Source organism: Nostoc sp. JL31, assembly GCF_017114965.1.
Taxonomy (GTDB): Bacteria; Cyanobacteriota; Cyanobacteriia; order Cyanobacteriales; family Nostocaceae; genus Nostoc; species Nostoc punctiforme_A.
Genome location: NZ_JABXKO010000075.1, coordinates 1 through 21406 on the forward strand (window position 1 = coordinate 1; position 21406 = coordinate 21406).

Sequence of the window (21406 nt, forward strand, 5' to 3'; positions counted from 1 at the left end):
AGCAATTCTGCTGTCTTGCCGCCTTGGCTGGTTTTAGATCCTCTGTTGCGTAGCTGGTTGTTGGAGGATATTGGCCGCGGCGATCGCACAACAAATACATTACTAGTTAAAGATGTGACGCTAGGCTCTGCTAAATGGATCGCTAAAGCTTCAGGGATAATTGCTGGCTTACCAGTTGCAGCTAGGGTGTTTCAGATTTTGAATGAAAAAGTCAGCTTTGTGGCTGTGGCAGCTGAAGGTACACGGTGTGAGCCGGGACAGGTGGTAGCTGAAATTCATGGTTCGCTGGATGCGCTGTTGATGGGGGAACGAGTCGCGCTCAACTTGGCTATGCGGTTGAGTGGAATTGCTACGCTGACTAATATATATGTAGAGAAAATTGCTGATTTACCTTCTCAGTTGGTGGATACGCGTAAAACTACACCAGGGTTGAGACTCTTAGAAAAGTACGCGACTGCTTTGGGTGGGGCGATTAATCACCGTATGGGGTTGGATGATGCAGTGATGATTAAGGATAATCACATTGCTGCGGCTGGGGGAATTGGAGAGGCTGTTACCCGTATTCGTTCTCAGATTCCTTATCCCTTAACTATAGAGGTTGAGACGGAAAGTTTAGAGCAGGTGAAAGAAGCTTTGCAGCACAACGCTGACATTATTATGTTGGACAATATGCCTTTGGGTATGATGCGTCAGGCGGTGCAGTTGATTCGCCAGCAGGATAGTCGGGTGAAAATTGAAGCTTCGGGGAATGTGACTTTGGAAACGATTTGCGCTGTAGCGGAAACTGGTGTTGACTATATTTCTAGCAGTGCGCCGATTACTCAATCGAAGTGGTTGGATTTGAGTATGAGGATTGTACTTTAATTGTCAAAATGTCAGTAATACTTTATAAGTGCATAGGAAAAATAAAAATAGCGATCGCCTTAAACAACAGATTTACTAACTCGCAGTCCCATGATCACTAAGTCCCGTTCAACACTGTCAAGTTCGGCAATTTTAGGCAAATGTCCCCAGCGTTGAAAACCAAATGTCTCAAAGAGTTTTAAACTGGGCTGATTGTGGGCAAAAATGAAGCATACTAGGCTCTTTATACCCAAACTAGGACTTTCGCTAATTGCTTGTGCTAAGAGTTGTCGTCCCAAGCCACACCGATGAAAGCTAGGGGCTATGTAAATACTAATTTCGGCAGTCTTACTATAGGCGGGTCGCCCATAAAAGGATTGGAAACTAAGCCATCCAGCGATTACTCCGTCTACTTCAATTACCCAAAGTGGACGTTGCGAAGGCGATCGCCCTTTAAACCAAGCAAGGCGACTTTCCACAGATACTGGTTCTAAGTCAGCGGTTGCCATGCGGCTGGGAATTGCAGTGTTGTAAATTGCCACAATTGCAGGCAAGTCAGTTTCAGTCGCATGGCGAATAGTCATTGATACCGTCTCGGAAAAAATCTTCAGAAAATATTCAAAAATAATACAGTGTTAACAGTAGCAATTCTACGGATTCTATCGTAATTGTCACAGATACTTTACCAGGTAGGCGCTTCGTACTCTTACATAAGATAATGGCTAACTCTACTAGCAAGTATGCGATGGGCCACTACGAAAAACATCACCGTTGCTATAACAGAGGAAAATTACAACGCACTACCTACTGTATTTTGTGTAACAGAGAGATTTTATAACCCCTTACTTTTAAATTCTAAGTTTTTATTCCTAACGCATTGTTCAGCATTCATCCTAGAGAAATAGATAATTTTATTATGTCAGGAAAAATTATCTATTTCTCTGAATATCTATATAGTACTTTTGTCATCTTAAGATAATTTATTTTTTTTCATTCAGTGGATATAAATATTATAGCAACGTTTTTACTATAAGTTTTTATCCGCTGAGAACATCTAAACCCTTTAGTAGCAAGCTTTACAGATAATTCAATTATATTTATATATATAAACTTAGGTTCATATCTAACACTAAATTGTATTTTGCAGTCATAGTTTACAAAAAATGATTTTAAGTTCGTATTAATAATGTACAAATTTTATATATAGCTAAAGGCAGAGGTTGATACCATATATAAGCCCTTAAAATTAACAAATATAATTCTAATTATCAACTACCTAGAGGAAAAATAAGTGAAATTATTATGTATGTTAATTGTTTAAAAAATAATAAATTTTTTACTGAGCATCAAGATAGTAAAATTCCAAATATTGTCGAAATAGCGCTTTTTATAGATCAAATAAAAAGTAGTATTTGGCTTTTTGGTATTCCATCTTGGCTTTTCGGAATAACCGATAGAAGCATAGCTGCATTTACCGATGGTTATTTATCTCCTATAGAAATATTTCAGCTATTTACAGCCTCTTTCTTTTTTGTGAGTTGGCTATATCTCAAGCCGGAAGAAAGCTTTAATAGCAATGATTTAGACCCCAGTCAATATCAAGAATATCTTGCTCGTACTCAAGCTAACAAGCTTCAATTAAAAAAGCGACACATGATTAGCCAAGAGTATATTTTACCTTTTCCTTATATTTGCCAAATCTATCATCTATTGAACTTAAAACATTTGGAAACAGTTCATAGGTTTAGCCTAAATAATCTTAAAATTCTTAGTATTAGCGAGTTCCAAATTACAAGTGCTGGTGGTATAATCACATTTCAAACTATATTAGATTCGCCAGCTAATCCTCTGAGAATTTGGCGACAACCAATTGTAGAAGTGGATTTAATATTACATAGTCCCTACACTGTAGAACTGAGTATTCCAGTCTACAATAACAAAAGGATAATTGTTATATTTCATGCTTTCCCTTTAAATCATTCAGAACATCAGTTGTTTATAGATATTTATAGTGATCTAGGGTGGCCAAAGCCATTGTTACAAATAATATTGCATTTTGCTTCTTGTTTAACACTCTTTGAAGATTTGCCATATCTAAGAGCTTTAACTGAGAAAAACATAGATCGTTTATTCAATTTAAGTAGGACTTCAAATCACGAAAGTGCGTTGCTGTTTAAAAGGTTTGTTGAGCTATATGGTTCCAGTGGGGAAGAAACTAAATTACTTGAGGGAAGGGAAGATAGTTAGGAGTTAGGAGTGAAGAGTTAGGAGTTTAAAACGTTCTAACTCCTGATATGATTTAGGGAATTGCAAAAAATAAATTATCACAAATTATTTGTATATTTCTAGGGGCGCAAAGGGTTGCGCCCATAAGACAGAGTGTTTTTTAACTGCAAGTCCTTTAGTTAAGCGCGTGCTAGTAAGGGAGCAGCAGCTAGTAAGGTTTTGGTATACTGGTGCTGAGGATTAGCAAAAATCTTTTTTGTAGAACCAAGTTCGACAATTTTACCGCCATTCATTACGGCAATCCGATTGCACAAAAATCTAGCTAACCAAAGATCGTGAGTGATGAATAGATAAGTTAGCTTAAACTCTTCCTTTAATTGCAACATCAAATCTAGCACCTGCGACTGAACGCTGGCATCTAACATACTCACTGGTTCATCGCAGATTAAGAGTTTAGGGTGAGTAATCAAAGCACGAGCGATCGCTACTCTTTGCTGTTGTCCACCAGACAAATCTGACGGATAACGCTTATAATACACTTCTGGCGGTGTTAACCCAACTTTATTTAGCATCCACAAAACCTGTTCTTTTGCCTTGGCAGGATTGGCTAAATTGTGGATAAATAAAGGATCTGCAATACTTTGTCCCACTGTCATCGCTGGATTGAGACAAGCATGAGGATCTTGAAAGACCATTTGTATCTGTCGCCGCGAGGAACGAATTTCTTGACGCGATAGTTTAGTTAAATCCTGTCCTAAAAACTCAACTTTGCCACTAGTAGGACGAATTAGTTGCAATATTGTTCGTGATAGTGTACTCTTACCACAACCTGATTCCCCGACTAAGCCAAGAATTTCTCCTGAATAAAGATCCAGGTTGATTCCATCTACTGCTTTAATTGTCTGCGCTTGTGTGTTAAGCAGTCGTTCGATAAAGTTAGGTTCTATAGTATAGTGTTGCTTGAGTTCTGTAACGCTCAAAATTGGAGATTGCTGATTAATAATTGGTAATTGCTTTTCTTCATCATTGGCAATTATCAATTCTCCACTATCAGTTACTGCTTGAATGTGTAAAGCTGCTTTTAAAAGCGATCGCGTGTATTCGTGTTGAGGTTGCCTAAATACGGTTTCTGTAGCACCCATTTCGACCATCTTGCCGTTGTACATCACGCCAATGCGATCGCAATATTCAGCCACCATTGCTAAATCGTGAGAAATCAGCAACAATCCCATGTTTTCTTCACCGCACAGGCGAGTTAATTCTTGCAATATCTGTGCGGAAACGGTGACATCTAAACTGGTAGTGGGTTCGTCAGCAACAATAAACTTGGGGTTGAGGAGTAAAGCTAAAGCGATCGCTACCCGTTGGCGCATTCCACCGCTAAACTCATGAGGATACTGATTCCAGCGACTAGCGGGAATATTCACCTTTGCCAAAGTAGCAAGTGCTTTTTCTTTAGCTTCCCGCGTTGATAATTGTGGTAAGTGCGCCTGAAGGGTTTCGATACAATGCTTACCAATGGTCATCAACGGATCGAGCCGTGTCATGGGATCTTGAAAAATTAAGGCGATCGCTTCTCCCCGAAATTTACGCAGATTATTAGGTGTCAATTCAAACACTGACTGCCCTTGAAATGTCACCTGTCCCTCAATACGGCTAGAGGCTGGGAGTAAACGCATTACTGCCCGTCCAATAGTTGATTTACCACAACCTGACTCTCCCACCAATCCCATTCGTTCACCTGGTTTCAAGGTGAAAGATACATCATCAACCGCCCAACTTGCTTCTTCTCCACTCCGCGCAGGATAGGCAACTCGCAAATTTTCAATACAGAATAAGGCTTCACTCATAGTTAGTTATCAGCCCTGAGCTACCAATTTTTATAATTTCAAATTTAGGATAGTCTATCAAATTAAGTATTAGACCTGTTTTATAAAACTTACCTAAACATAGTCAAACTTAATTTAGTGTACCCGTAGCATCGCCATAAATCTCCAGCCTTAGCAATTGGAGACAGCTATCGATATTCTTGATAACCACTGCTAGAGTTGATACAGCACACAACTATGATGTTATTAGTGCAAAATTTAAATCTGTAGGAACTAGAATCAAAATTAAGTCAGTAAATCAGGATTTTCAAGTTAATATTATGGAGCAAAATCAGCCAGAACAGCGCCGCGCTGCCGATCAAGTGTTTCAAGAATCCCTCGAACAGTTGGAGGATGTCTTACAAGAAAATTCGACTGAGGAAGAAGAGTTGCCCCAACTCCATACTGGTACTTTCACTGAAGTCGAACTCGACCAAGACTTGATAGATATTGATTTAGCAGCTCTTGAGGACGCAGTTGCTGATATTGAAAAATATCTCGAAGAAATAACAAAAACCCAATTAGGGTAAAAAGTTAAAATTTATTGCTGAGAAATTAGTTGCCGTTGAGCTTCGTACAACATTAAAGCGGCTGCGATCGCCACATTCAAAGATTCCACTCCAGGACTCAAAGGAATTCTGACTTGCCGATCTGCGATCGCTGCTAAATCTGCCGACAATCCAGCACCTTCATTTCCCAGTAAAATCATACTGGGTTTTCGCCAGTCCACTTCCCAATAAGTTAAAGTCGCATCAGGTAAGGTTGCCACTACCTGCATTCCTGCCTGCTGATTTTGTTGGACTGTCGCTTTTAAATCTTCGGTTACGGCTGTTGCTAGGCGAAACCATTGCCCTGCGGAAGCACGTAGAACTTTAGGACTATCTAAATCTACACTATCTCCACTGACCCATAACCCTGATGCTCCGGCGGCGGCGGCGGTACGAATCATCGTACCCAGGTTGCCGGGATCTTGGACGGTTTCTAAGGCTAGAACTAAACCAGTCGATGGTAGTTGAGTTTGGCGTTCCTTTCGTTTTGCCGTTGCCACTACACCATCAGGTTGGACTGTAGTCGCGATCGCATCCAAGACTTCTTGACTGACAATTTCGGCGCGATCGCATCGGCTACAAGCTTCTTCCCACAGCGAAGGATGGGCTACTTGCCAATCTTGGGTACAACACACTGTTTCTAGTGGGTAATTGACCGCACAAGCTTCTTCTAACAAGTGCGTCCCTTCTAGTAAAAATAACTGTTGCTTATGCCTCTCCCTGGTGGAGTGCAGCTTGCGAATTTGTTTGACTAGGGAATTCTGTAAACTGGTCAACATTTTTAGTTGTGAGTGCTGAGTAGTGAGTGCTGAGTTTTTCCTTCTCAGCACTCACTACTCGGCACTCAGGACTGGTTATGCGGAACCCGGGACTTGAACCCGGAAGCCTTGCGGCACTAGAACCTGAATCTAGCGCGTCTGCCATTCCGCCAGTTCCGCTGGCATTTGTGCTTATCGACAATTTCTTATTATTGCGTTATGTTTTACCTTTGTCAAGTAAAAGCATAATGCCTCGTTAAAAGTCTCTAACTGGAAACGAGTTTTTCAGGCACAAGGTCGAATCAAAATATTAACTGGAAAGTACAGCATTAATTTTTAGAGAACACTTAAGTCATTTTACTGAGTATTTATTTTTGCTTAAAAGTACTACTTATTCATTCTTTTTTCTAAATTTTTTAAAAAGCTTAAAAAGCTTACTATTGCTTGTTTTCAGCCTGCACTTTTACCCAAAAAACAATTTTTTTATACAAAACAGTGCTTTAAAACGTGGACATTTTGAATCTTTACTGTAGAATCAAAACCAACTTCAAACATATAAAATACGTATTACTTTTGGAGGTAGGCTTATTAATCCTTCTACCAGCTTACCAGATGCCAAAATTGCTCCAGAAGCAGACTCCTCAGTCTTGCAAATTTGGGGTGGGCATCCTTTGCGGGGTCATGTGAAAATTAGTGGGGCAAAAAATTCAGCACTGGTAATAATGGCTGGAGCCTTGCTGTGTCCGGGCGATTGCCGTATCCGCAATGTCCCTTTGTTGGCGGACGTAGAGCGGATGGGTCAGGTGCTATCAGCTTTGGGTGTGCAATTAACCCGACAAGGCGACATTTTAGACATCAATGCCAGTGAGATTAAAACATCAAAAGCTCCCTACGAATTAGTTACCCAGTTGAGAGCGAGTTTTTTCGCCATTGGAGCCATTTTGGCAAGACTGGGAGTAGCACAGATGCCCTTACCAGGCGGTTGTGCGATTGGGGCAAGACCAGTTGACTTGCATGTTCGAGGACTGCAAGCAATGGGAGCGGAAGTACAAATTGAGCATGGCATTTGTAATGCCTACGTCCCTGGTAGCAGCCGGAGATTAAAAGGTGCGAAGATTTACTTAGACATCGCCAGCGTTGGAGCGACGGAAAACTTGATGATGGCGGCTACCCTGGCAGAGGGCGAAACGATCATCGAAAATGCTGCCAGAGAACCGGAAGTAGTCGATCTAGCTAACTTCTGTAACGCGATGGGAGCGAAGATTAAGGGCGCGGGGACTAGCAGGATTATTATCGAAGGAGTCCCCAAGTTGCATTCTGTTGACTACAGCATTATTCCCGATCGCATTGAGGCTGGGACGTTTTTGTTGGCAGCAGCAATTACCCGCTCAGAACTTCTTCTCTCGCCAGTGGCTCCAGAACATCTCATCCCAGTAATTGCCAAGCTGCGGGATATTGGAGTGACAATAATTGAAGAAAAGCCTGACCACTTACATATTCTGCCAGCGGAAACCCTTAAGGCAACGGATATTGAAACTCAATACCATCCAGGTTTTCCTACAGATATGCAAGCGCCATTCATGGCTTTGCTGGCAGTGGCAGAAGGCGACAGCGTAATTAACGAATCCGTCTTTGAAAATCGCTTGCGTCATGCCTCTGAGTTGAATCGTTTGGGGGCAGATATTCGTGTCAAAGGCAATGCTGCTTTCGTTAGGGGAGTACCAAAATTATCTGGCGCACCAGTATTAGGTACAGACTTACGAGCATCAGCAGCGTTAGTCATCGCAGGATTAGCGGCAGAAGGACAAACCACAATTCAGGGTTTACAGCACCTCGATCGCGGCTACGATCGACTTGATATGAAGTTGCAGCAATTGGGGGCTAAAATCCTCCGTGTGGGCGAAACACCAACAGATGCAGAAATGGCTCCCAGCATCAGTAGCCTTTCAAGTTGAAATTGATTGGTTGAGACTGAGGCGGGGATAAGAAGAATAAAGGAGACAAGGTAAAATTTTCTACCTTGTTTGCCTTTATCTATCCCATCTATACCCTGCGATCTGCTGAATTCTCCTGATAGATAGAAGCTTTTAAGCTTTGTCCATATCTTTTTTTGATGAATATTCTGGAAAAATCTGTGTTGGCTGTTACAATATTGTTAAGAAAAGTTGCCCGTTGCATTTTAGGAACGCGTAATTGGGTTTTAACTCTCTTGAGAAGACAACGCAAAAACATTTTTTAGACCAGCTGTGGGAGGCTGGTCTTTTTGTATTTAAATTCCTCACAAATTATACTTATCCCTTCAGGTATAATATTCATACTGTTTTATTAATTACTTTTATTGCTTTGTAATATATTGGTTATGTCAGTTACCAAATCACCTCAAGATTTAAGATAAACCTCTGTAAAATATCTTCTCCTGACAAAGTAACAGGTGATTCCAACACCTCAACTTCTTGCTCTTGCCGATAAATTTCAACTTGCTGCGATTTACGATTAATTAACCAACCTAAACGCACACCATTATCTATATATTCCCTCATCTTTTCCTGGCGTTTTCCTTTGCGCCCCTTTGCGTTAAAAATAGCTTTTTCCACTTGTACGCTAAAAATAGCGCAAGAATGAATTAGTTTTCTCTACTCAGAAATTGCGATCGCACTGTCTCACATTATCTCAAATTAGGTGCGATCGCTTTCTATAACAAGTAGTCCAATCAAAAATCTGAATATCTGTCTGTAATCTAGTCTAAAGTACAATTATTTGATAACTTTAAGTGCGTTTACAACCCCATGATCAAACCCGCCGATGTCAGCACCAAACGCTTAATCTAGCCTTGCACCTGATAACTGGGTAAAATGGGTAACGCAAATTCCTGATATTATTGCTGGCGAAATTCTCAACTCAGAATTTCAGTGGATAAGTCGAGAAAGGGATGTTTTAATCCGTGTCGAAAGTCTCCAGTATGGAAAATTTCAATTTCTTGTTCTTAACGAATTACAACTCCGCTATAAACCAGAAATGCCGCGAAGGATGCGTGCGTATGCAGCACTTGCAGAAGAAAAATATAATTTGCCAACGTATCCAGTACTAATTAATATCCTCAAGGCAAGTGATGCTGAAATACCTACAAGTTATGCATTAAATATTGCTGGTTTACGTGCTATTCAAGATTACCGTGTCATTAACCTGTGGGAAGTTGATGTCGAGATTGTTTTTCAACAACCTTTACCATCCTTACTGCCGTTTGTACCCATTCTCAAAGGTGGTGATAACGAGTCTAAAATTCGAGATACATTGCGAATCTTACGTGCAGATGAACAATTGAATCAACTAGAAACAGTATTAGGATTTTTTGCTACATTTGTATTAGATAGTGCAATAGTTCAGCAAATTTTGAGGTGGGATATGGCACTTTTAGAGCAGTCGCCTTGGTATCAAGAAATTTTTAGTAAAGGAGAAGCACGCGGAGAACTGCGAGGAAGAAAGGAAGAATTATATTCAGGAATTGAATTGGCATTAGAAATTAAGTTTGGCAATCAAGGTTTAGAATTGATGCCGATAATCTCTCAAATTACGGATTTGCAAAAATTAAAAGCAATTCAGCAGGCAATTAAAACTGTAAATACAGTCAATGAATTACAGCAAATTTTGTCAACCGACTTGACATGAAACACCAAAAACATAACCCCTCTCCGCCACCGGAAAGGGGTTAATCACTGCCGAAACTCAGCAATCTCTAATAAGCGTCTTGCAACTCGTAGAAATCAGGCGAGATGTAATCCTTCCGTAAAGGCCAACCTACCCAATCTTCCGGCATCAAAATCCGCTTGAGATTTGGGTGTCCTTCGTAGATAATGCCGTACATATCGTAAGACTCGCGCTCTTGCCAATCTGCGGTTTTCCAAATCCAGTACAGAGAAGGGACTACGGGGTTTTCCCGTGGTAAGAACACCTTAACTCGAACTTCTTCAGGGCGATCGCTATTATCACCGACTTTAATCAAGTGATACACACTTACCAATTCCTGTCCTGGCCCAAGGTCAACGCCACCTTGAAACTGGAGATAATTAAACCCATAAGCATAGAGGGCTGTAGCGGTAGGAAGCAAAAAATCTGCCGCCACCTTAATTATCTCTACACCATTTTTGTCTGGTGCTAAAAACTCATGGTCAAAGCCATTTTCCGTCAACCACTGGGAAACTTTACCCGCTTGTACCAATGACTCTTCTTTCTCTGCTGGTACTGGTTTAGATTCTTCTTCAGCCACGGGTTTGTTCCTCCTTTTGCGCCTTTTCTGTCAGCAGTGCAGGTGGTATTGGCATACCTATTGCTTCCGCCAATTCCTTCGGTGGTGCAGAGCGAGTTGCTGACTGCAAATACTTACCAGTTAAGATTTCTTCTACTGGCTTCAGGTTATGAGTCGTGCTGTAATAGCGGTGAGTTTGCTTAATTTTATCCCGCTCTTGCATCGATTCATTGGAGATTTTCTTCCGCAGCTTAATGATTGCGTCGATAATTGCTTCTGGACGGGGAGGACAACCAGGCAAATACACATCTACAGGAATCAGTTTATCGACTCCGCGCACTGCCGTGGGGGAATCAACACTGAACATCCCGCCAGTAATTGTGCAAGCACCCATCGCAATTACATACTTTGGCTCTGGCATTTGTTCATAAAGACGCACCAGTTGGGGAGCCATCTTCATCGTAATAGTCCCTGCCGTAATAATTAAATCGGCTTGGCGGGGGCTAGAACGGGGAATTAGCCCAAAACGGTCAAAGTCAAATCTGGAACCAATTAAAGCTGCAAACTCAATAAAGCAGCAAGCAGTACCAAATAACAACGGCCACAAACTAGAAAGCCGCGCCCAGTCGTAGAGATCGTCAACCGTCGTCAAAATGACGTTTTCTGAAAGGTCTTGAGTGATTGTAGTCCGCTCAATGGGGTTGATGATTCGTTCTTTACTCTGGGTTGTTAAGTTAGAATTCAAGACCATTCCAAAGCTCCTTTACGCCATGCGTAAACTAAAGCGACTACAAGAATTGCAATAAAGACTAGCGCTTCAATAAAAGCCAATAGCCCCAAACGGTGGAAAGCTACCGCCCAAGGATACAAGAATACAGTCTCCACATCAAAGACGACGAAGACCAGAGCAAACATGTAGTAGCGGATGTTGAACTGAATCCAGGCTCCCCCGATGGGTTCCATGCCAGATTCATAAGTGGTGCGACGTTCTGGGCTGTAACCACTGGGTCGTAGGAGCTTGGAAGCTGAGAGCGCTAAGGCAGGTACTAGGCTACAGATGATGAAGAAGCCTAGAAGGTACTCGTAACCGCTGAGGACAAACACAATGAGTATCTACCGCTTATGGAGTATTTTAAGTAGTGAGTGGAGATTGGGTACTGACGACTAGAGATTAGGGATTTAGGAGTGGGGGAGTGGGGGAGCAGGGGAGCAGGGGAGCAGAGAAGACTTGTATAAGTTCTTTCCCCTCTGCCTCTCTGCCCCTTTGCACCTCTGCCTCTTGTGCCCCATACCCAATGCCCCAATGCCCAATGCCCCATGCCCAATCCCTTAACTGCGTAATCGGGTAGGTCAGAGGCATTTCTGCCTCTTTCCCCCCTCAGAACCGTGCGTACAAGTTTCCAAGTACACGGCTCAAGCAAGTCTTGAAGCCTCTAGATAGGGGACTCAATTACTTCAGCAAGACTCACTTTGTTTGAGTGAATTTGCTGGTGGCAATAATAATGCACTAACTGTAAATTGGCATAGGAGTTATTGCCATTAAGGTGACGAGGAATAGTATGGTGGCGATGCAATGTTTCTCCATTGAACAGGGATTCATGGCACACAAGACATAGATAGTTTTGTTTTTTCGCTATCTTTTGGTAACTGGGTATCAAGGTTTTGGATTTCTCTTTTTCCTTGTTATTCCAGTATTGTCTTAGTTCGGGGTCATCGGGTGAGGATGTTCCCTTGACTAAAACGTGTCTTTCTATATTGAACCAGCTAAATTTTAACAGGGCGTTTCCGGTTTCTTTGTTGCCAAATACCCCATTATCGTTTCTGTCAAGGTTCAGCCTACCCCAATATTTATTCCTCCGCCATCCTACAGATTTAGTGGGGTGCATTCTTTTGGCGTACCTTTTTTCTCTTAGAAACATCCATGAGTCAAGCTTCTGAAATGCTTCTGAAGAAACCCCTATACGAAGATAGTTCGCTATGCCCCTAATGAGGGGGTTTAACTTACCTATGATAACGTTCACGTTCTGACTTTGATTATTTAGCCATACAAGTTTCAGTTTATTTCGTATATTCTGCATGGTTTCGTTGCTGGGTTTTATCAGTAGCTTTAACCCGGTTTTTGTGTTTGATACTGGATACTGTCTTATGTTGAATCCAAGAAAATCAAAACCGTCTTTAAGGTGGACGATTTTTGTCTTTTCTTGTGAGAGAGTAAGCCCCCTTTCTTTCATCCAGTTGTTAAGGGTAGTTACTGATTTTTCAGCATCTTCTTTTGTTTCACAGAAGACTATAAAATCATCGGCATAGCGTACAACGGCGCGTTTACTGATTAGGTATCCTTTGCAGTCGTGTTTTATGCCTAATGCTTTTTCTAGACCATGCAGGGCTATATTGGCTAATAGTGGGCTAATAATTCCGCCTTGCGGTGTACCCGTTTCGGTGTCGTAAAAAGCCCCCTTGTCTACGAAGCCAGCTTTTAACCATTGGTGAATAAGCTTCTTGCATGGGAAGTTCCCTATGGCTTCCATAAGTGGTTCGTGGGCAATGTTATCAAAACACCCTTTTATATCGGCATCTACGACCCACTTCTTATTCTTATTTGGACGGGCAATGAGAAAAATTTTGCCAATCGCATCGTGGGTGCTTCTACCGGGGCGAAATCCGTAGCTGCTGCCTTCAAATCTGGCTTCCCAGTATGGTTCCAGTGCGTTTTTAACAATCGCCTGTAGGCATCGGTCAATTATGCTAGGTATTCCTAAAGGGCGTTTTTTGCCATTAGCCTTGGGGATGTACACCCTCCGGGTAGGATATGGTTTCCAAGGAATGAACTTAGTTAGCATGTCTACTAATAGTCCCCTGGCTACTGGTGTTTTGACTACCAGTTTATCTATTCCTGGAGTGTTCTTGCCTTTGTTGATTTGCGTCACTTTCCTTACAGAAAGAAGGATGTTTGAATAGCTACGCAAGAGCAATCTTTGCAGATTGCGAACCAACTTGAGGTTCCCCATTCTTGTAGCCTTGAATATTCTTTGCCTCAATCGCCTGACAACTTTATTGGCTTTACGCCATTTGACGCTATTCCATTCGGTTGTTCTCTGAGTTACGTTCGCATTCCTCGCGGATTGCATCCAACTTTTCCTTTTGAGTTCGGTTTTCTTGCATTGAGTTTCAAGAGACTCACCTGCCATACGTCTGCGCCCTTTCGGGCTAGGCATAACCCTATCTGTCCGGTTATTGGTTCCCGTTGCCTTTCGGCTGACAGCATTTGCTTCTTATGGCATCTTTTCCCACTGGGGGTTTGGGTCGGATTACTCCTTCCTTACTAACTGGATAAAGATTTCAGCTAGACCCCATTGGGGTTACTTCGTTCCGCACGCATGAGATGCGATTGGGGAGGGTACTCTCTTATACTCCGGGGAAATTGGTGTCCTTATGCATTGAAAAATAACGGTTCAATGCCTTTGGTGAGGGTGAAAGTGACCATCACTCTATTCCCAACACTGCCGTGTTTAGCCACTTCCGGTCAGCCTTGTTCTAACGAAGCCTCGACGAGAGTTCATTTTCATTTACCCTTCCAATCTTCCTCTTGCCCCCTTTCCGGCTTGTGGCTACCAGAGCAGTTGGACTTTTCTCCATAGCTGTGAAACAGAATAATTACTTATTCCGCCCCTTGGAGATGAGGACAAGCATTGGACACTTGCTTGCAAAACCCCCCTTTTTGGTTGTTTTGACTCATGACGAGCGACATCGACTCGCACACTTTCTTTTACATTATATCTGTTTGGTTTTTCTGAAATCTGGGAAACAGACGGACTTCAGGTATTTGATTCGCTTTTGCTAGTGATAGAAAAGTCTAACAATTATGTCATAATTTTTAACGTATATTTAAGATTTCTCCTTTGCGAGGCCTTAGCCATGAGCGAACCAGCTGTTGAGACTACGGTGTTAGACCGCTACGAGTGTCGCGCCTGCGGTTATGTTTACGAACCCGAAAAGGGAGACGACAAAGATGATATTGCTTCAGGGACAAGCTTTGCAGAACTGCCCATAAATTGGCGCTGTCCAGTTTGTTCTGCTAAAAAGACCGCTTTTGCCAACATCGGCCCTGCCGGTACTGCATCCGGCTTTAAAGAAAATCTCGGTTATGGTTTGGGTGTTAACAACCTAACGCCAACCCAAAAAAATATCCTAATTTTTGGTGCTTTGGCTCTTGGCTTCTTGTTTTTTATCAGTCTTTACGGCTTACAATGACAGCCTTTAAGCAATTCAAAATAACGCTCTCTACCAGAAGCTTTACACTGCGCTAACAAAATTCAAAATGAAAAAGCCAGGACTTACAGCATCCTGGCTGCCAACTCCTACAAAAATTTAGAAATAACTAAGAAATACTGATGCATTCAATTGTGAAAGGTTGGCAACGAATATTTGCCTTGTTAATAGTAGTCGTGATGTGCATAGGTTGTGGCCAAGTCCCTTCTGTTAGCTACAACCCTTGGAAAGTAATTTCTGTGCCAACAGACTCGAATTTATTGGATATTGCTTTTACTGATAACCTTGAGCATGGCTACTTAGTCGGTAGCAATGCCACCCTATTGGAAACCAATGACGGTGGTAATACCTGGAAACCAATAATACTGCAACTGGATGAGCAGAAGTATCGCTTTGACTCAGTAAGTTTTACAGGCAAAGAAGGCTGGATTGCCGGAGAGCCTGGACTGTTACTACACACTACCGATGAAGGTGCTTCTTGGTCACGTATTCCCCTGAGCGAAAAGTTACCAGGTAGTCCGATCGCAGTTAAGGCGCTAGCAGACAATACAGCTGAAATGGCTACTGATGTAGGAGCCATATATAAGACCACAGACGGCGGCAAAAACTGGAAAGCCCAGGTGGAATCAGCAGTGGGTGTGGTGCGTAACTTGGAACGTTCTGCTGATGGTAAGTATGTTGCTGTTTCTGCTAAGGGTAGTTTCTACTCGACTTGGGAACCAGGCCAAGATGCTTGGGTTCCCCATAACCGTAATAGTTCTCGGCGCGTAGAAAATATGGGCTTTGGTGAAAATGGGCAATTGTGGTTGCTAGCTAGAGGAGGTCAAGTTCAGTTTAGTGACCCAACTAAACCTGAAGAATGGCAAGAGGCAAAATATCCAGAGTTATCCACCAGTTGGGGTTTACTGGATTTGGCATATCGTACACCCGATGAAATTTGGGTAGGTGGCGGTAGCGGTAATTTGCTACGGAGTGGCGACGGTGGCAAAACCTGGGAAAAAGACCGTGACATAGAAGAAGTTGCGGCTAATTTGTACAAGATTGTGTTCTTAGAGCCAGAGCGGGGATTTATAATTGGCGATCGCGGCGTTTTGCTCAAATATCTCCCAAATCCTGAAGCAACTTCCCTAGAGGCGGCTTAAGTAAGGCAGAGGAGCAGAGGAGCAGGCGAGGCAGGGGAGGCAGGGGAGGCAGGGGAAGAATGCTTAATGCCCAATGTCCCATGCCCCATTCCCAACGTACAATTTCTGAGAAGAACGTTGCAACTTGTAACTCTTTCTTATCTTTGTAGGATAATAAACTCAATAACACTCTATGTATAAGGTAGGGATCTAAATGTCAGGTACCACTGGAGAACGTCCGTTTTCGGACATCATTACTAGCGTTCGTTACTGGGTAATCCACAGCATCACCATCCCGGCATTATTTATTGCTGGTTGGCTATTTGTCAGCACCGGACTGGCTTATGATGCTTTTGGTACACCCCGTCCCAACGAGTATTTCACACCAGCACGGCAAGAAGTGCCCATTGTGAAGAACCGTTTTGAAGCTAAAAAACAAGTTGAACAATTTATTGGAAAGTAGTTTGAGATCATGACTAGCGGCAATAACATCAATCAACCAGTTACCTATCCAATTTTTACCGTTAGATGGCTGGCAGTTCACACTTTAGGTGTACCAACTGTATTCTTTTTGGGCGCGATCGCCGCAATGCAATTTATTCAACGTTAGGAGCAACTATGGCAGAAAGATCGCCCAATCCCAATAATCAGCCGGTTGAACTAAACCGGACTTCGCTATACCTGGGACTACTACTAGTTTTCGTTCTGGGGATTCTATTTTCCAGTTACTTCTTTAACTAATTGGAACTACTTGTTGTTAGTTTTTGTTTATTGAACGTGTGTTGATTTGTTGTTAAGGGAGGAGAAAAGCTGTGTCTGGAAGTGGGAGAATTCCCCTGTGGGTCGTCGCTACGATCGCAGGTTTAGGTATAATTACAGTCTTGGGCATTTTCTTTTATGGTGCCTACGCCGGACTCGGTTCTTCGATTTAACATTAGTTAGTTTGAACCGAATACTATAAGTTAGAATTTTTCTAGCATTTGTTGAGAAATCAACGTTAAAAAAACCGCCTGTCTCTATGAGATGGGCGGTATTAATTTTGGTCATTTGTCCTTTGTTATTTGTTTTTTGCAAATGACTAATGACTAATGACTACATCAGTATCAGTTGATATCGCTGATATCGTCGCTTTCAATGTATAAAAACAGAAACGCGAAGACTACACCTGGCAAAACCCAACCAATTATGGGCACCAAGATAGCAGACAAGTACGAAGTACTAGCCAAGACAGTAGGTAAAAAAGAAGTTGCCATAGTAAAGGTTCCTATGAAATCACACTACAATTCAAGATGAGCTTACTGCAAATTCTGCCAAATTTTTGAAATTCTTTCATATTTTTAACACAGGGGAGATAGGGAGCAGGGGAGCAGATGAGAGTTCTTGTACAAGTTCTTTCCCCTCTGCCCCTAGGTCACTGAGCGTAGCAGTTGGCGCAGCCTCTCGTAGAGAAGTGCTGCCTCTCTGCCCCTCCGCCTCTTGTGCCCAATCCCCAATGCCCCTCATACCTGAGTTACATACCCAGGAGTTCATCTAGCTGCAAGCTTGGCAAGTCTGGAGGAATCACGGTTCGCACTATTGTGACTTTGTGACTCTCCTGTTGGGTTGTTAGATCGAGTGCGATCGCTCCTAAGCGAATTTCCAAACAGCCAAAGGGAATGTTTAATTGTGTCATCACTTCCAACTTTCCCGAAGCATTAGGAAGTAAATTTGTCAATAAATGGGGACCATCTAGTAAGTAGCGAGTTTGATAATCTTCAAGCCATAACTTGACAACAACTTGCAGAGGTACTTCCGGCAGTACTACGCGCACTATGACAGACTTGCCAGCAATTAATTCACCTTCTGGCACATACAAATGTGGAGTTGGCAAAGGCTCAGTGGCTGCTGCAATTAGAGGTAAGGAAGAAGATGAATATAACAGTGGTTGCTCCTTTTCTTCAGAGGTGTCACTTGTAGCGGTATCGCCTTCGAGTCCGGTATCTGTATCATCTACAACGATTTCTTGCGCCAACCAAGCTGACGCTATATTCATTTTTATCGGAGGAGGAGGGGGCGGTACTTGTGTTAACTGAGCTGATGAGATTGTTGGTTCTTCTAGTACTGTTTCTATTTCCCTATTTTCTCCGTTCTCCAGTCCCACTTCCTGCGCTGTGTCTATATCTTCCCCAAAGTCCTCCTGTTCAGGAGCCAACCCTTCAACTTCCTCCCATGTCTCATGTTCCTTGCGTGTTTCAGTCAGGAGGAGTTGTGAGCTACTCCAACCTTCACTCAAATTATTCTCCGTGTTGGCATCTAGGTCTAACGGCAAGTTAACATCAACATTCGCATTTTCTGCACTAGGAGGAAGGGGTATCTGCTGTAGTGAAACATAGTTATTGTAATCTTGAGGTTGAAGATCGTTGATAGATTCAGGCAAAGAGTATCCTTGGCTCTGCATCCACTTCCTGAGCAAGGGAGATGAATAAAGGTTTCCTGTTGTAATTAATTGTGCATTTTCCGGGGCTACTACTTCAGCAACAGATTCTTCTTGGAATTGTGTATTTTGCGGGGCTTCGACTTCAGCAACAGACTCCTGCTGAAATTGTGCATTTTGCGAGGCTTCGCCTTCAGAAACAGATTCTTCCTGAAATTGTGCATCACCTACTACTAATTCAGGTGTATTTTCATCTTCAGCCATAGTTGCGTCCAACTTTGGAAAGTCTTCAGCCGCTTTAACTTCTAATGCATCTGGAAGAACATTGTTTTTTACTTTTTCTTCGGCATCATTTGGTGAAGCTTGTAGCCGTTTCAAGTATGGCAAAGTAGTGTCCATTATTGGCACTCGACGTTGCTTGATGACCAACTGCTCCAAGTTGATGGTGGCTATAGTGGCATCCTTTTCTACAAGCTCCTCCGGTGTCTGTGGTTCTGCAACAACATCTGTGGGAATGTTGGCATCACTTTGAATAGGCGGCAGTTTCGGTAATTGAGGCAACGAAATGCTTGAATTCTTGAGCTTAGATGTCCGCAGGCTAGCTTCTCGCAGAACTTGCAGGTTAATTTGCGCTGGTAAAGGTGTGTTTGAAGATAGATTAACTATCTGAGACTGTTTTGTTTTTGGAGTCTTGACCAGATTTAATAGTTTCAAATCGAGCCTAACTGGTGTCTCTGTTTCTGTGAAAGCAGCAGATGAGTCCGATGTTGCTACGAGGTTATTTAAAGATGTACTGGATTTTGCTGCAGCTGTGATTGCCAGTAATTCTGTTACATCTGCTGTAATGGTAAAAGACTGGCTGGCTAACGGCATGACTTCACCAGCATCGGCGAATTTACCATACAAACTGATGTCTGCCAAAATTAGCTTGGATTCACAATCAGCAGGAATATCAATTGAGGTATTGATGGTAAAGGGCAACTCCTTATCTGATAAGGGTTGCCGTACTTTGGTCAAGATTTTCGAGTTCTTGGGCGATCGCAGTTCAATTTCTACTTCAAGCGCCCGCAAGCTTTTTGGAGATGATGTTTCATCCCAATCTAGATTTGTCTTTTCTTGGAATTCTATGTACCCGTTGATTATAAGAGCTTGTCCCCAACGAGCAATATAATTATCCTGACTTAAAGTTAGCAGTAATGGTGGCGGTAGTTGTGTTGCCAAAGAATCTGTAACCTTTTCATCTTTGGGCAACAGTTCAGAGGCGCGTAAAGCTAAATCTATTAAATTTTGTAAAATCTGCTCTGCCGTCTCTCCTTTGAGCCACACAGGACTCACAGGCTGATCGATAATTATATCTTCATCTTCTTCCGTTTCATCTGGTGCAACAGTGGTAGCAAGGTTGCCATTTGTAGTAATTGCCAGTTCTTCAGAAACTGCGATCGCTCGATCTAGCTCAATTACAGTTTCTGGTGGGACATGAGATTCCAAGTTCTCTTCATCAGGTGTAACAGTGGTAGCAAGGTTGCCATTTGTAGTAATTGCCAGTTCTTCAGAAACTGCGATCGCTCGATCTAGCTCAATTACAGTTTCTGGTGGGGCATTAGATTCCAAGTTCTCTTCATCAGGCGCAACAGTGAGGTTGCTATCTGTAGTAATTGCCAGTTCTTCAGAAACTGCGATCGCTCGATCTAGCTCAATCAGAGTTTCTGCTGGAGCATTAGATTCCAAGTTCTCTTCATCAGGTGCAACAGTGGTAGCAAGGTTGCCATTTGTAGTAATTGCCAGTTCTTCAGAAATTGCGATCGCTTTCTCAAACGTAAATAACGTAATTGCAGTTTCTGCTAGGGTATTACATTCCAAGTTTTCAGAAACAGTATCTGGGCGATCGTCGGTTGAACTTGATCCTAAATTTTTCCTCGGTTCTCTCTCTGCTAACAGCGAGAAGACTTGCACTTGCACGCTGTATTGCCAAGATTTACCGAGCAGATCCGACATCAAATCGCCGGAACACCGCAACTCCCAAACTCCCGGCTGGAAGTAGGTAAAAGGAATTACCGCCATTAAGCCTTCTGAATTAGTGCGACGCGATCGCTTGAAAATTCGCCGCATTGGTTGAACTTCCTCGGTTGAAGAGTGAGTTACCCGCACTTCCACGTCTGTATTAAGAAGGTTAGAACGAGCCAAAACTCTATACTGTCCTTCCAAAATTTCCAAATTTGGCGATTCTAGGATATGCCACGAGCGAGCGCCTTGTTTCTGTATCAGAAATTGCCAGTGTTCCATTGTAAGTGATGCCCAGACCGACGAGCCGCTGAGTAATATTGTGTATTAACTTGCTTGCAAGTTTACCTCAGTATTTTAGAAATGCCTCACTTAAATGGCTATCAAGTTAACTCAGTTTTACTGGCTTGACTTCACACACTTTAACTACTCACCTCAAGGGAATTTCAATAAGTCGCCGTGTTGCTTGTGCGTAAAGCTTTTGTTGTTTTCTGAATATTAAGTTTGACATATCCTAGTGCTAAATTAACTGGGATGCAATGGATACCGTTAGTTATCTTTGCTCAACTTAATGCAAAAATTTTTGTATTATTTTTTACTAAAATTTCCACTTTGCAATAGACACAACGTACAATAAATTTAAATTCACTTGAGAATTGTTATTGAATCGTAATTACCCACATTTTTGCTACAAAGAGGTAGGATGCGGTTCTTAAGTGTCCTCTGCGATCGCCCAAGTTAGGCGCAAAGCCCATCGCAAATCACAACACTTAACCACACAAAACGCATCCAATCTATCTGAAGTGGCTCTTTGAACCGCTACAAAACACGTCTTCCCCTGAGTGAAATGTGGGTTGACAATGAAGATTTACAGGAGGGATTCGATGCTAGTCATTTTAATGGACGAGCAAATCCTTGCCCCTGAGCAAGTTTGCCAGTCTTGTTTACTCGCTGACGGGAGCGGTCAACCCCGTTGGCGTGGGGGTCAACTGCGCTGTGGTCAAGCCATTCGCAAACTTACTCAACAGCAACCAGACCAGTATGAGTGCATGATGGGCTTTCGCATCGCCCATATAGAATAGTTGAATTTCTCAGCAAGACCTAGCAACTGCGTTA

20 protein-coding genes, 1 tRNA gene and 3 pseudogenes are annotated in these 21406 nt (G+C 42.5%); 12 read left to right on the forward strand and 12 right to left on the reverse strand.

Going from position 1 to position 21406, the window contains the following annotated elements:
• Positions 1-15 precede the first annotated feature (15 nt).
• The gene (gene nadC / locus HWQ43_RS17505) at positions 16-864 is read left to right on the forward strand and encodes a carboxylating nicotinate-nucleotide diphosphorylase (protein ID WP_292736430.1); all 849 of its coding nucleotides are present in this window, start codon (positions 16-18) and stop codon (positions 862-864) included.
• A 59-nt stretch (positions 865-923) separates the two neighbouring features.
• On the opposite strand, the gene HWQ43_RS17510 is transcribed toward nadC, so the two are convergent.
• Positions 924-1427: a GNAT family N-acetyltransferase gene (locus HWQ43_RS17510; RefSeq protein ID WP_292736334.1), complete on the reverse strand. Its 504-nt coding sequence runs from the start codon at positions 1425-1427 to the stop codon at positions 924-926.
• A 718-nt stretch (positions 1428-2145) separates the two neighbouring features.
• Here HWQ43_RS17510 and HWQ43_RS17515 point away from each other — a divergent pair.
• Positions 2146-3090: a hypothetical protein gene (locus tag HWQ43_RS17515; protein WP_292736336.1), complete on the forward strand. Its 945-nt coding sequence runs from the start codon at positions 2146-2148 to the stop codon at positions 3088-3090.
• A gap of 158 nt (positions 3091-3248) precedes the next feature.
• On the opposite strand, the gene HWQ43_RS17520 is transcribed toward HWQ43_RS17515, so the two are convergent.
• Positions 3249-4919: an ABC transporter ATP-binding protein gene (locus HWQ43_RS17520; protein WP_292736357.1), complete on the reverse strand. Its 1671-nt coding sequence runs from the start codon at positions 4917-4919 to the stop codon at positions 3249-3251.
• Positions 4920-5218: 299 nt separating this feature from the next.
• Between HWQ43_RS17520 and HWQ43_RS17525 the strand changes: the two genes are divergently transcribed.
• A complete protein-coding gene (locus tag HWQ43_RS17525; RefSeq protein ID WP_292736359.1) occupies positions 5219-5467 on the forward strand; it encodes a hypothetical protein in 249 nt (82 codons plus the stop codon).
• Between the two features lie 11 nt (positions 5468-5478).
• Here the strand turns inward: HWQ43_RS17525 and HWQ43_RS17530 are convergent, their stop codons facing one another.
• Both HWQ43_RS17530 and HWQ43_RS17535 read right to left on the reverse strand, forming a co-directional pair.
• Complete coding sequence (locus HWQ43_RS17530) at positions 5479-6264, reverse strand: RNA methyltransferase (RefSeq protein WP_292736361.1); 786 nt, start codon at positions 6262-6264, stop codon at positions 5479-5481.
• A 78-nt stretch (positions 6265-6342) separates the two neighbouring features.
• Positions 6343-6423, reverse strand: a tRNA-Leu gene (locus HWQ43_RS17535).
• 407 nt (positions 6424-6830) lie between these two features.
• On the opposite strand from HWQ43_RS17535, the gene murA reads away from it, so the two are divergent.
• A complete protein-coding gene (gene murA, locus HWQ43_RS17540) occupies positions 6831-8198 on the forward strand; it encodes a UDP-N-acetylglucosamine 1-carboxyvinyltransferase (protein WP_292736432.1) in 1368 nt (455 codons plus the stop codon).
• Positions 8199-8609: 411 nt separating this feature from the next.
• Here the strand turns inward: murA and HWQ43_RS17545 are convergent.
• Positions 8610-8792 (reverse strand): annotated as a pseudogene (locus HWQ43_RS17545) (Uma2 family endonuclease); the annotation flags it as partial.
• Between the two features lie 237 nt (positions 8793-9029).
• Here HWQ43_RS17545 and HWQ43_RS17550 point away from each other — a divergent pair.
• A pseudogene (locus HWQ43_RS17550) lies at positions 9030-9909 on the forward strand (Rpn family recombination-promoting nuclease/putative transposase).
• A 67-nt stretch (positions 9910-9976) separates the two neighbouring features.
• Here the strand turns inward: HWQ43_RS17550 and HWQ43_RS17555 are convergent.
• The 4 genes from HWQ43_RS17555 to ltrA all read right to left on the reverse strand — a co-directional run bounded on the left by HWQ43_RS17555 (position 9977) and on the right by ltrA (position 13674).
• Positions 9977-10507: an NAD(P)H-quinone oxidoreductase subunit J gene (locus HWQ43_RS17555; RefSeq protein WP_190912881.1), complete on the reverse strand. Its 531-nt coding sequence runs from the start codon at positions 10505-10507 to the stop codon at positions 9977-9979.
• Entirely contained in the window at positions 10500-11237 is a 738-nt protein-coding gene (locus HWQ43_RS17560; RefSeq protein WP_292736365.1) for an NADH dehydrogenase subunit K, read from the reverse strand. The genes HWQ43_RS17555 and HWQ43_RS17560 overlap by 8 nt, the downstream gene beginning before the upstream one ends.
• Entirely contained in the window at positions 11228-11590 is a 363-nt protein-coding gene (gene ndhC, locus HWQ43_RS17565; RefSeq protein WP_094333328.1) for a photosynthetic/respiratory NAD(P)H-quinone oxidoreductase subunit C, read from the reverse strand. Before ndhC ends, HWQ43_RS17560 begins: the two co-directional genes overlap by 10 nt.
• A gap of 329 nt (positions 11591-11919) precedes the next feature.
• On the reverse strand, positions 11920-13674 hold the full coding sequence (gene ltrA / locus HWQ43_RS17570; protein ID WP_292736369.1) for a group II intron reverse transcriptase/maturase: 1755 nt from the start codon (positions 13672-13674) through the stop codon (positions 11920-11922).
• 727 nt (positions 13675-14401) lie between these two features.
• Between ltrA and HWQ43_RS17575 the strand changes: the two genes are divergently transcribed.
• From HWQ43_RS17575 to HWQ43_RS17600, 6 genes are all read left to right on the forward strand, one after another.
• The gene (locus HWQ43_RS17575; RefSeq protein ID WP_094348032.1) at positions 14402-14737 is read left to right on the forward strand and encodes a rubredoxin; all 336 of its coding nucleotides are present in this window, start codon (positions 14402-14404) and stop codon (positions 14735-14737) included.
• A 140-nt stretch (positions 14738-14877) separates the two neighbouring features.
• Complete coding sequence (locus HWQ43_RS17580; RefSeq protein ID WP_292736371.1) at positions 14878-15897, forward strand: photosynthesis system II assembly factor Ycf48; 1020 nt, start codon at positions 14878-14880, stop codon at positions 15895-15897.
• 193 nt (positions 15898-16090) lie between these two features.
• Complete coding sequence (gene psbE, locus HWQ43_RS17585) at positions 16091-16339, forward strand: cytochrome b559 subunit alpha (protein ID WP_012411800.1); 249 nt, start codon at positions 16091-16093, stop codon at positions 16337-16339.
• A gap of 9 nt (positions 16340-16348) precedes the next feature.
• Positions 16349-16486: a cytochrome b559 subunit beta gene (gene psbF, locus HWQ43_RS17590; RefSeq protein ID WP_015115279.1), complete on the forward strand. Its 138-nt coding sequence runs from the start codon at positions 16349-16351 to the stop codon at positions 16484-16486.
• Between the two features lie 8 nt (positions 16487-16494).
• A complete protein-coding gene (locus HWQ43_RS17595) occupies positions 16495-16617 on the forward strand; it encodes a photosystem II reaction center protein L (RefSeq protein ID WP_094332364.1) in 123 nt (40 codons plus the stop codon).
• Between the two features lie 71 nt (positions 16618-16688).
• On the forward strand, positions 16689-16808 hold the full coding sequence (locus HWQ43_RS17600) for a photosystem II reaction center protein J (RefSeq protein WP_012411803.1): 120 nt from the start codon (positions 16689-16691) through the stop codon (positions 16806-16808).
• Positions 16809-16979: 171 nt separating this feature from the next.
• On the opposite strand, the gene psaI is transcribed toward HWQ43_RS17600, so the two are convergent.
• The 3 genes and pseudogenes from psaI to HWQ43_RS17615 all read right to left on the reverse strand — a co-directional run.
• A complete protein-coding gene (gene psaI / locus HWQ43_RS17605) occupies positions 16980-17129 on the reverse strand; it encodes a photosystem I reaction center subunit VIII (RefSeq protein WP_292736396.1) in 150 nt (49 codons plus the stop codon).
• Between the two features lie 257 nt (positions 17130-17386).
• A complete protein-coding gene (locus tag HWQ43_RS17610) occupies positions 17387-20248 on the reverse strand; it encodes a hypothetical protein (RefSeq protein ID WP_292736434.1) in 2862 nt (953 codons plus the stop codon).
• Positions 20234-20572 (reverse strand): annotated as a pseudogene (locus tag HWQ43_RS17615) (hypothetical protein); the annotation flags it as partial. The gene HWQ43_RS17610 and the pseudogene HWQ43_RS17615, both read right to left, overlap by 15 nt.
• Before the next feature lie 602 nt (positions 20573-21174).
• Between HWQ43_RS17615 and HWQ43_RS17620 the strand changes: the two are divergent.
• Positions 21175-21372: a hypothetical protein gene (locus tag HWQ43_RS17620; protein WP_094348028.1), complete on the forward strand. Its 198-nt coding sequence runs from the start codon at positions 21175-21177 to the stop codon at positions 21370-21372.
• Positions 21373-21406 lie beyond the last annotated feature (34 nt).

Coding starts and splice junctions, on each gene's coding strand:
- HWQ43_RS17510 (WP_292736334.1), bottom strand. CDS start 1,427: ATGACTATTCGCCATGCGACTGAAACTGACTTGCCTGCAATTGTGGCA.
- HWQ43_RS17515 (WP_292736336.1), top strand. CDS start 2,146: ATGTATGTTAATTGTTTAAAAAATAATAAATTTTTTACTGAGCATCAA.
- HWQ43_RS17520 (WP_292736357.1), bottom strand. CDS start 4,919: ATGAGTGAAGCCTTATTCTGTATTGAAAATTTGCGAGTTGCCTATCCT.
- HWQ43_RS17525 (WP_292736359.1), top strand. CDS start 5,219: ATGGAGCAAAATCAGCCAGAACAGCGCCGCGCTGCCGATCAAGTGTTT.
- HWQ43_RS17530 (WP_292736361.1), bottom strand. CDS start 6,264: ATGTTGACCAGTTTACAGAATTCCCTAGTCAAACAAATTCGCAAGCTG.
- HWQ43_RS17560 (WP_292736365.1), bottom strand. CDS start 11,237: ATGGTCTTGAATTCTAACTTAACAACCCAGAGTAAAGAACGAATCATC.
- ltrA (WP_292736369.1), bottom strand. CDS start 13,674: ATGGCAGGTGAGTCTCTTGAAACTCAATGCAAGAAAACCGAACTCAAA.
- HWQ43_RS17575 (WP_094348032.1), top strand. CDS start 14,402: ATGAGCGAACCAGCTGTTGAGACTACGGTGTTAGACCGCTACGAGTGT.
- HWQ43_RS17580 (WP_292736371.1), top strand. CDS start 14,878: ATGCATTCAATTGTGAAAGGTTGGCAACGAATATTTGCCTTGTTAATA.
- psbE (WP_012411800.1), top strand. CDS start 16,091: ATGTCAGGTACCACTGGAGAACGTCCGTTTTCGGACATCATTACTAGC.
- psbF (WP_015115279.1), top strand. CDS start 16,349: ATGACTAGCGGCAATAACATCAATCAACCAGTTACCTATCCAATTTTT.
- HWQ43_RS17595 (WP_094332364.1), top strand. CDS start 16,495: ATGGCAGAAAGATCGCCCAATCCCAATAATCAGCCGGTTGAACTAAAC.
- psaI (WP_292736396.1), bottom strand. CDS start 17,129: ATGGCAACTTCTTTTTTACCTACTGTCTTGGCTAGTACTTCGTACTTG.
- HWQ43_RS17620 (WP_094348028.1), top strand. CDS start 21,175: ATGCTAGTCATTTTAATGGACGAGCAAATCCTTGCCCCTGAGCAAGTT.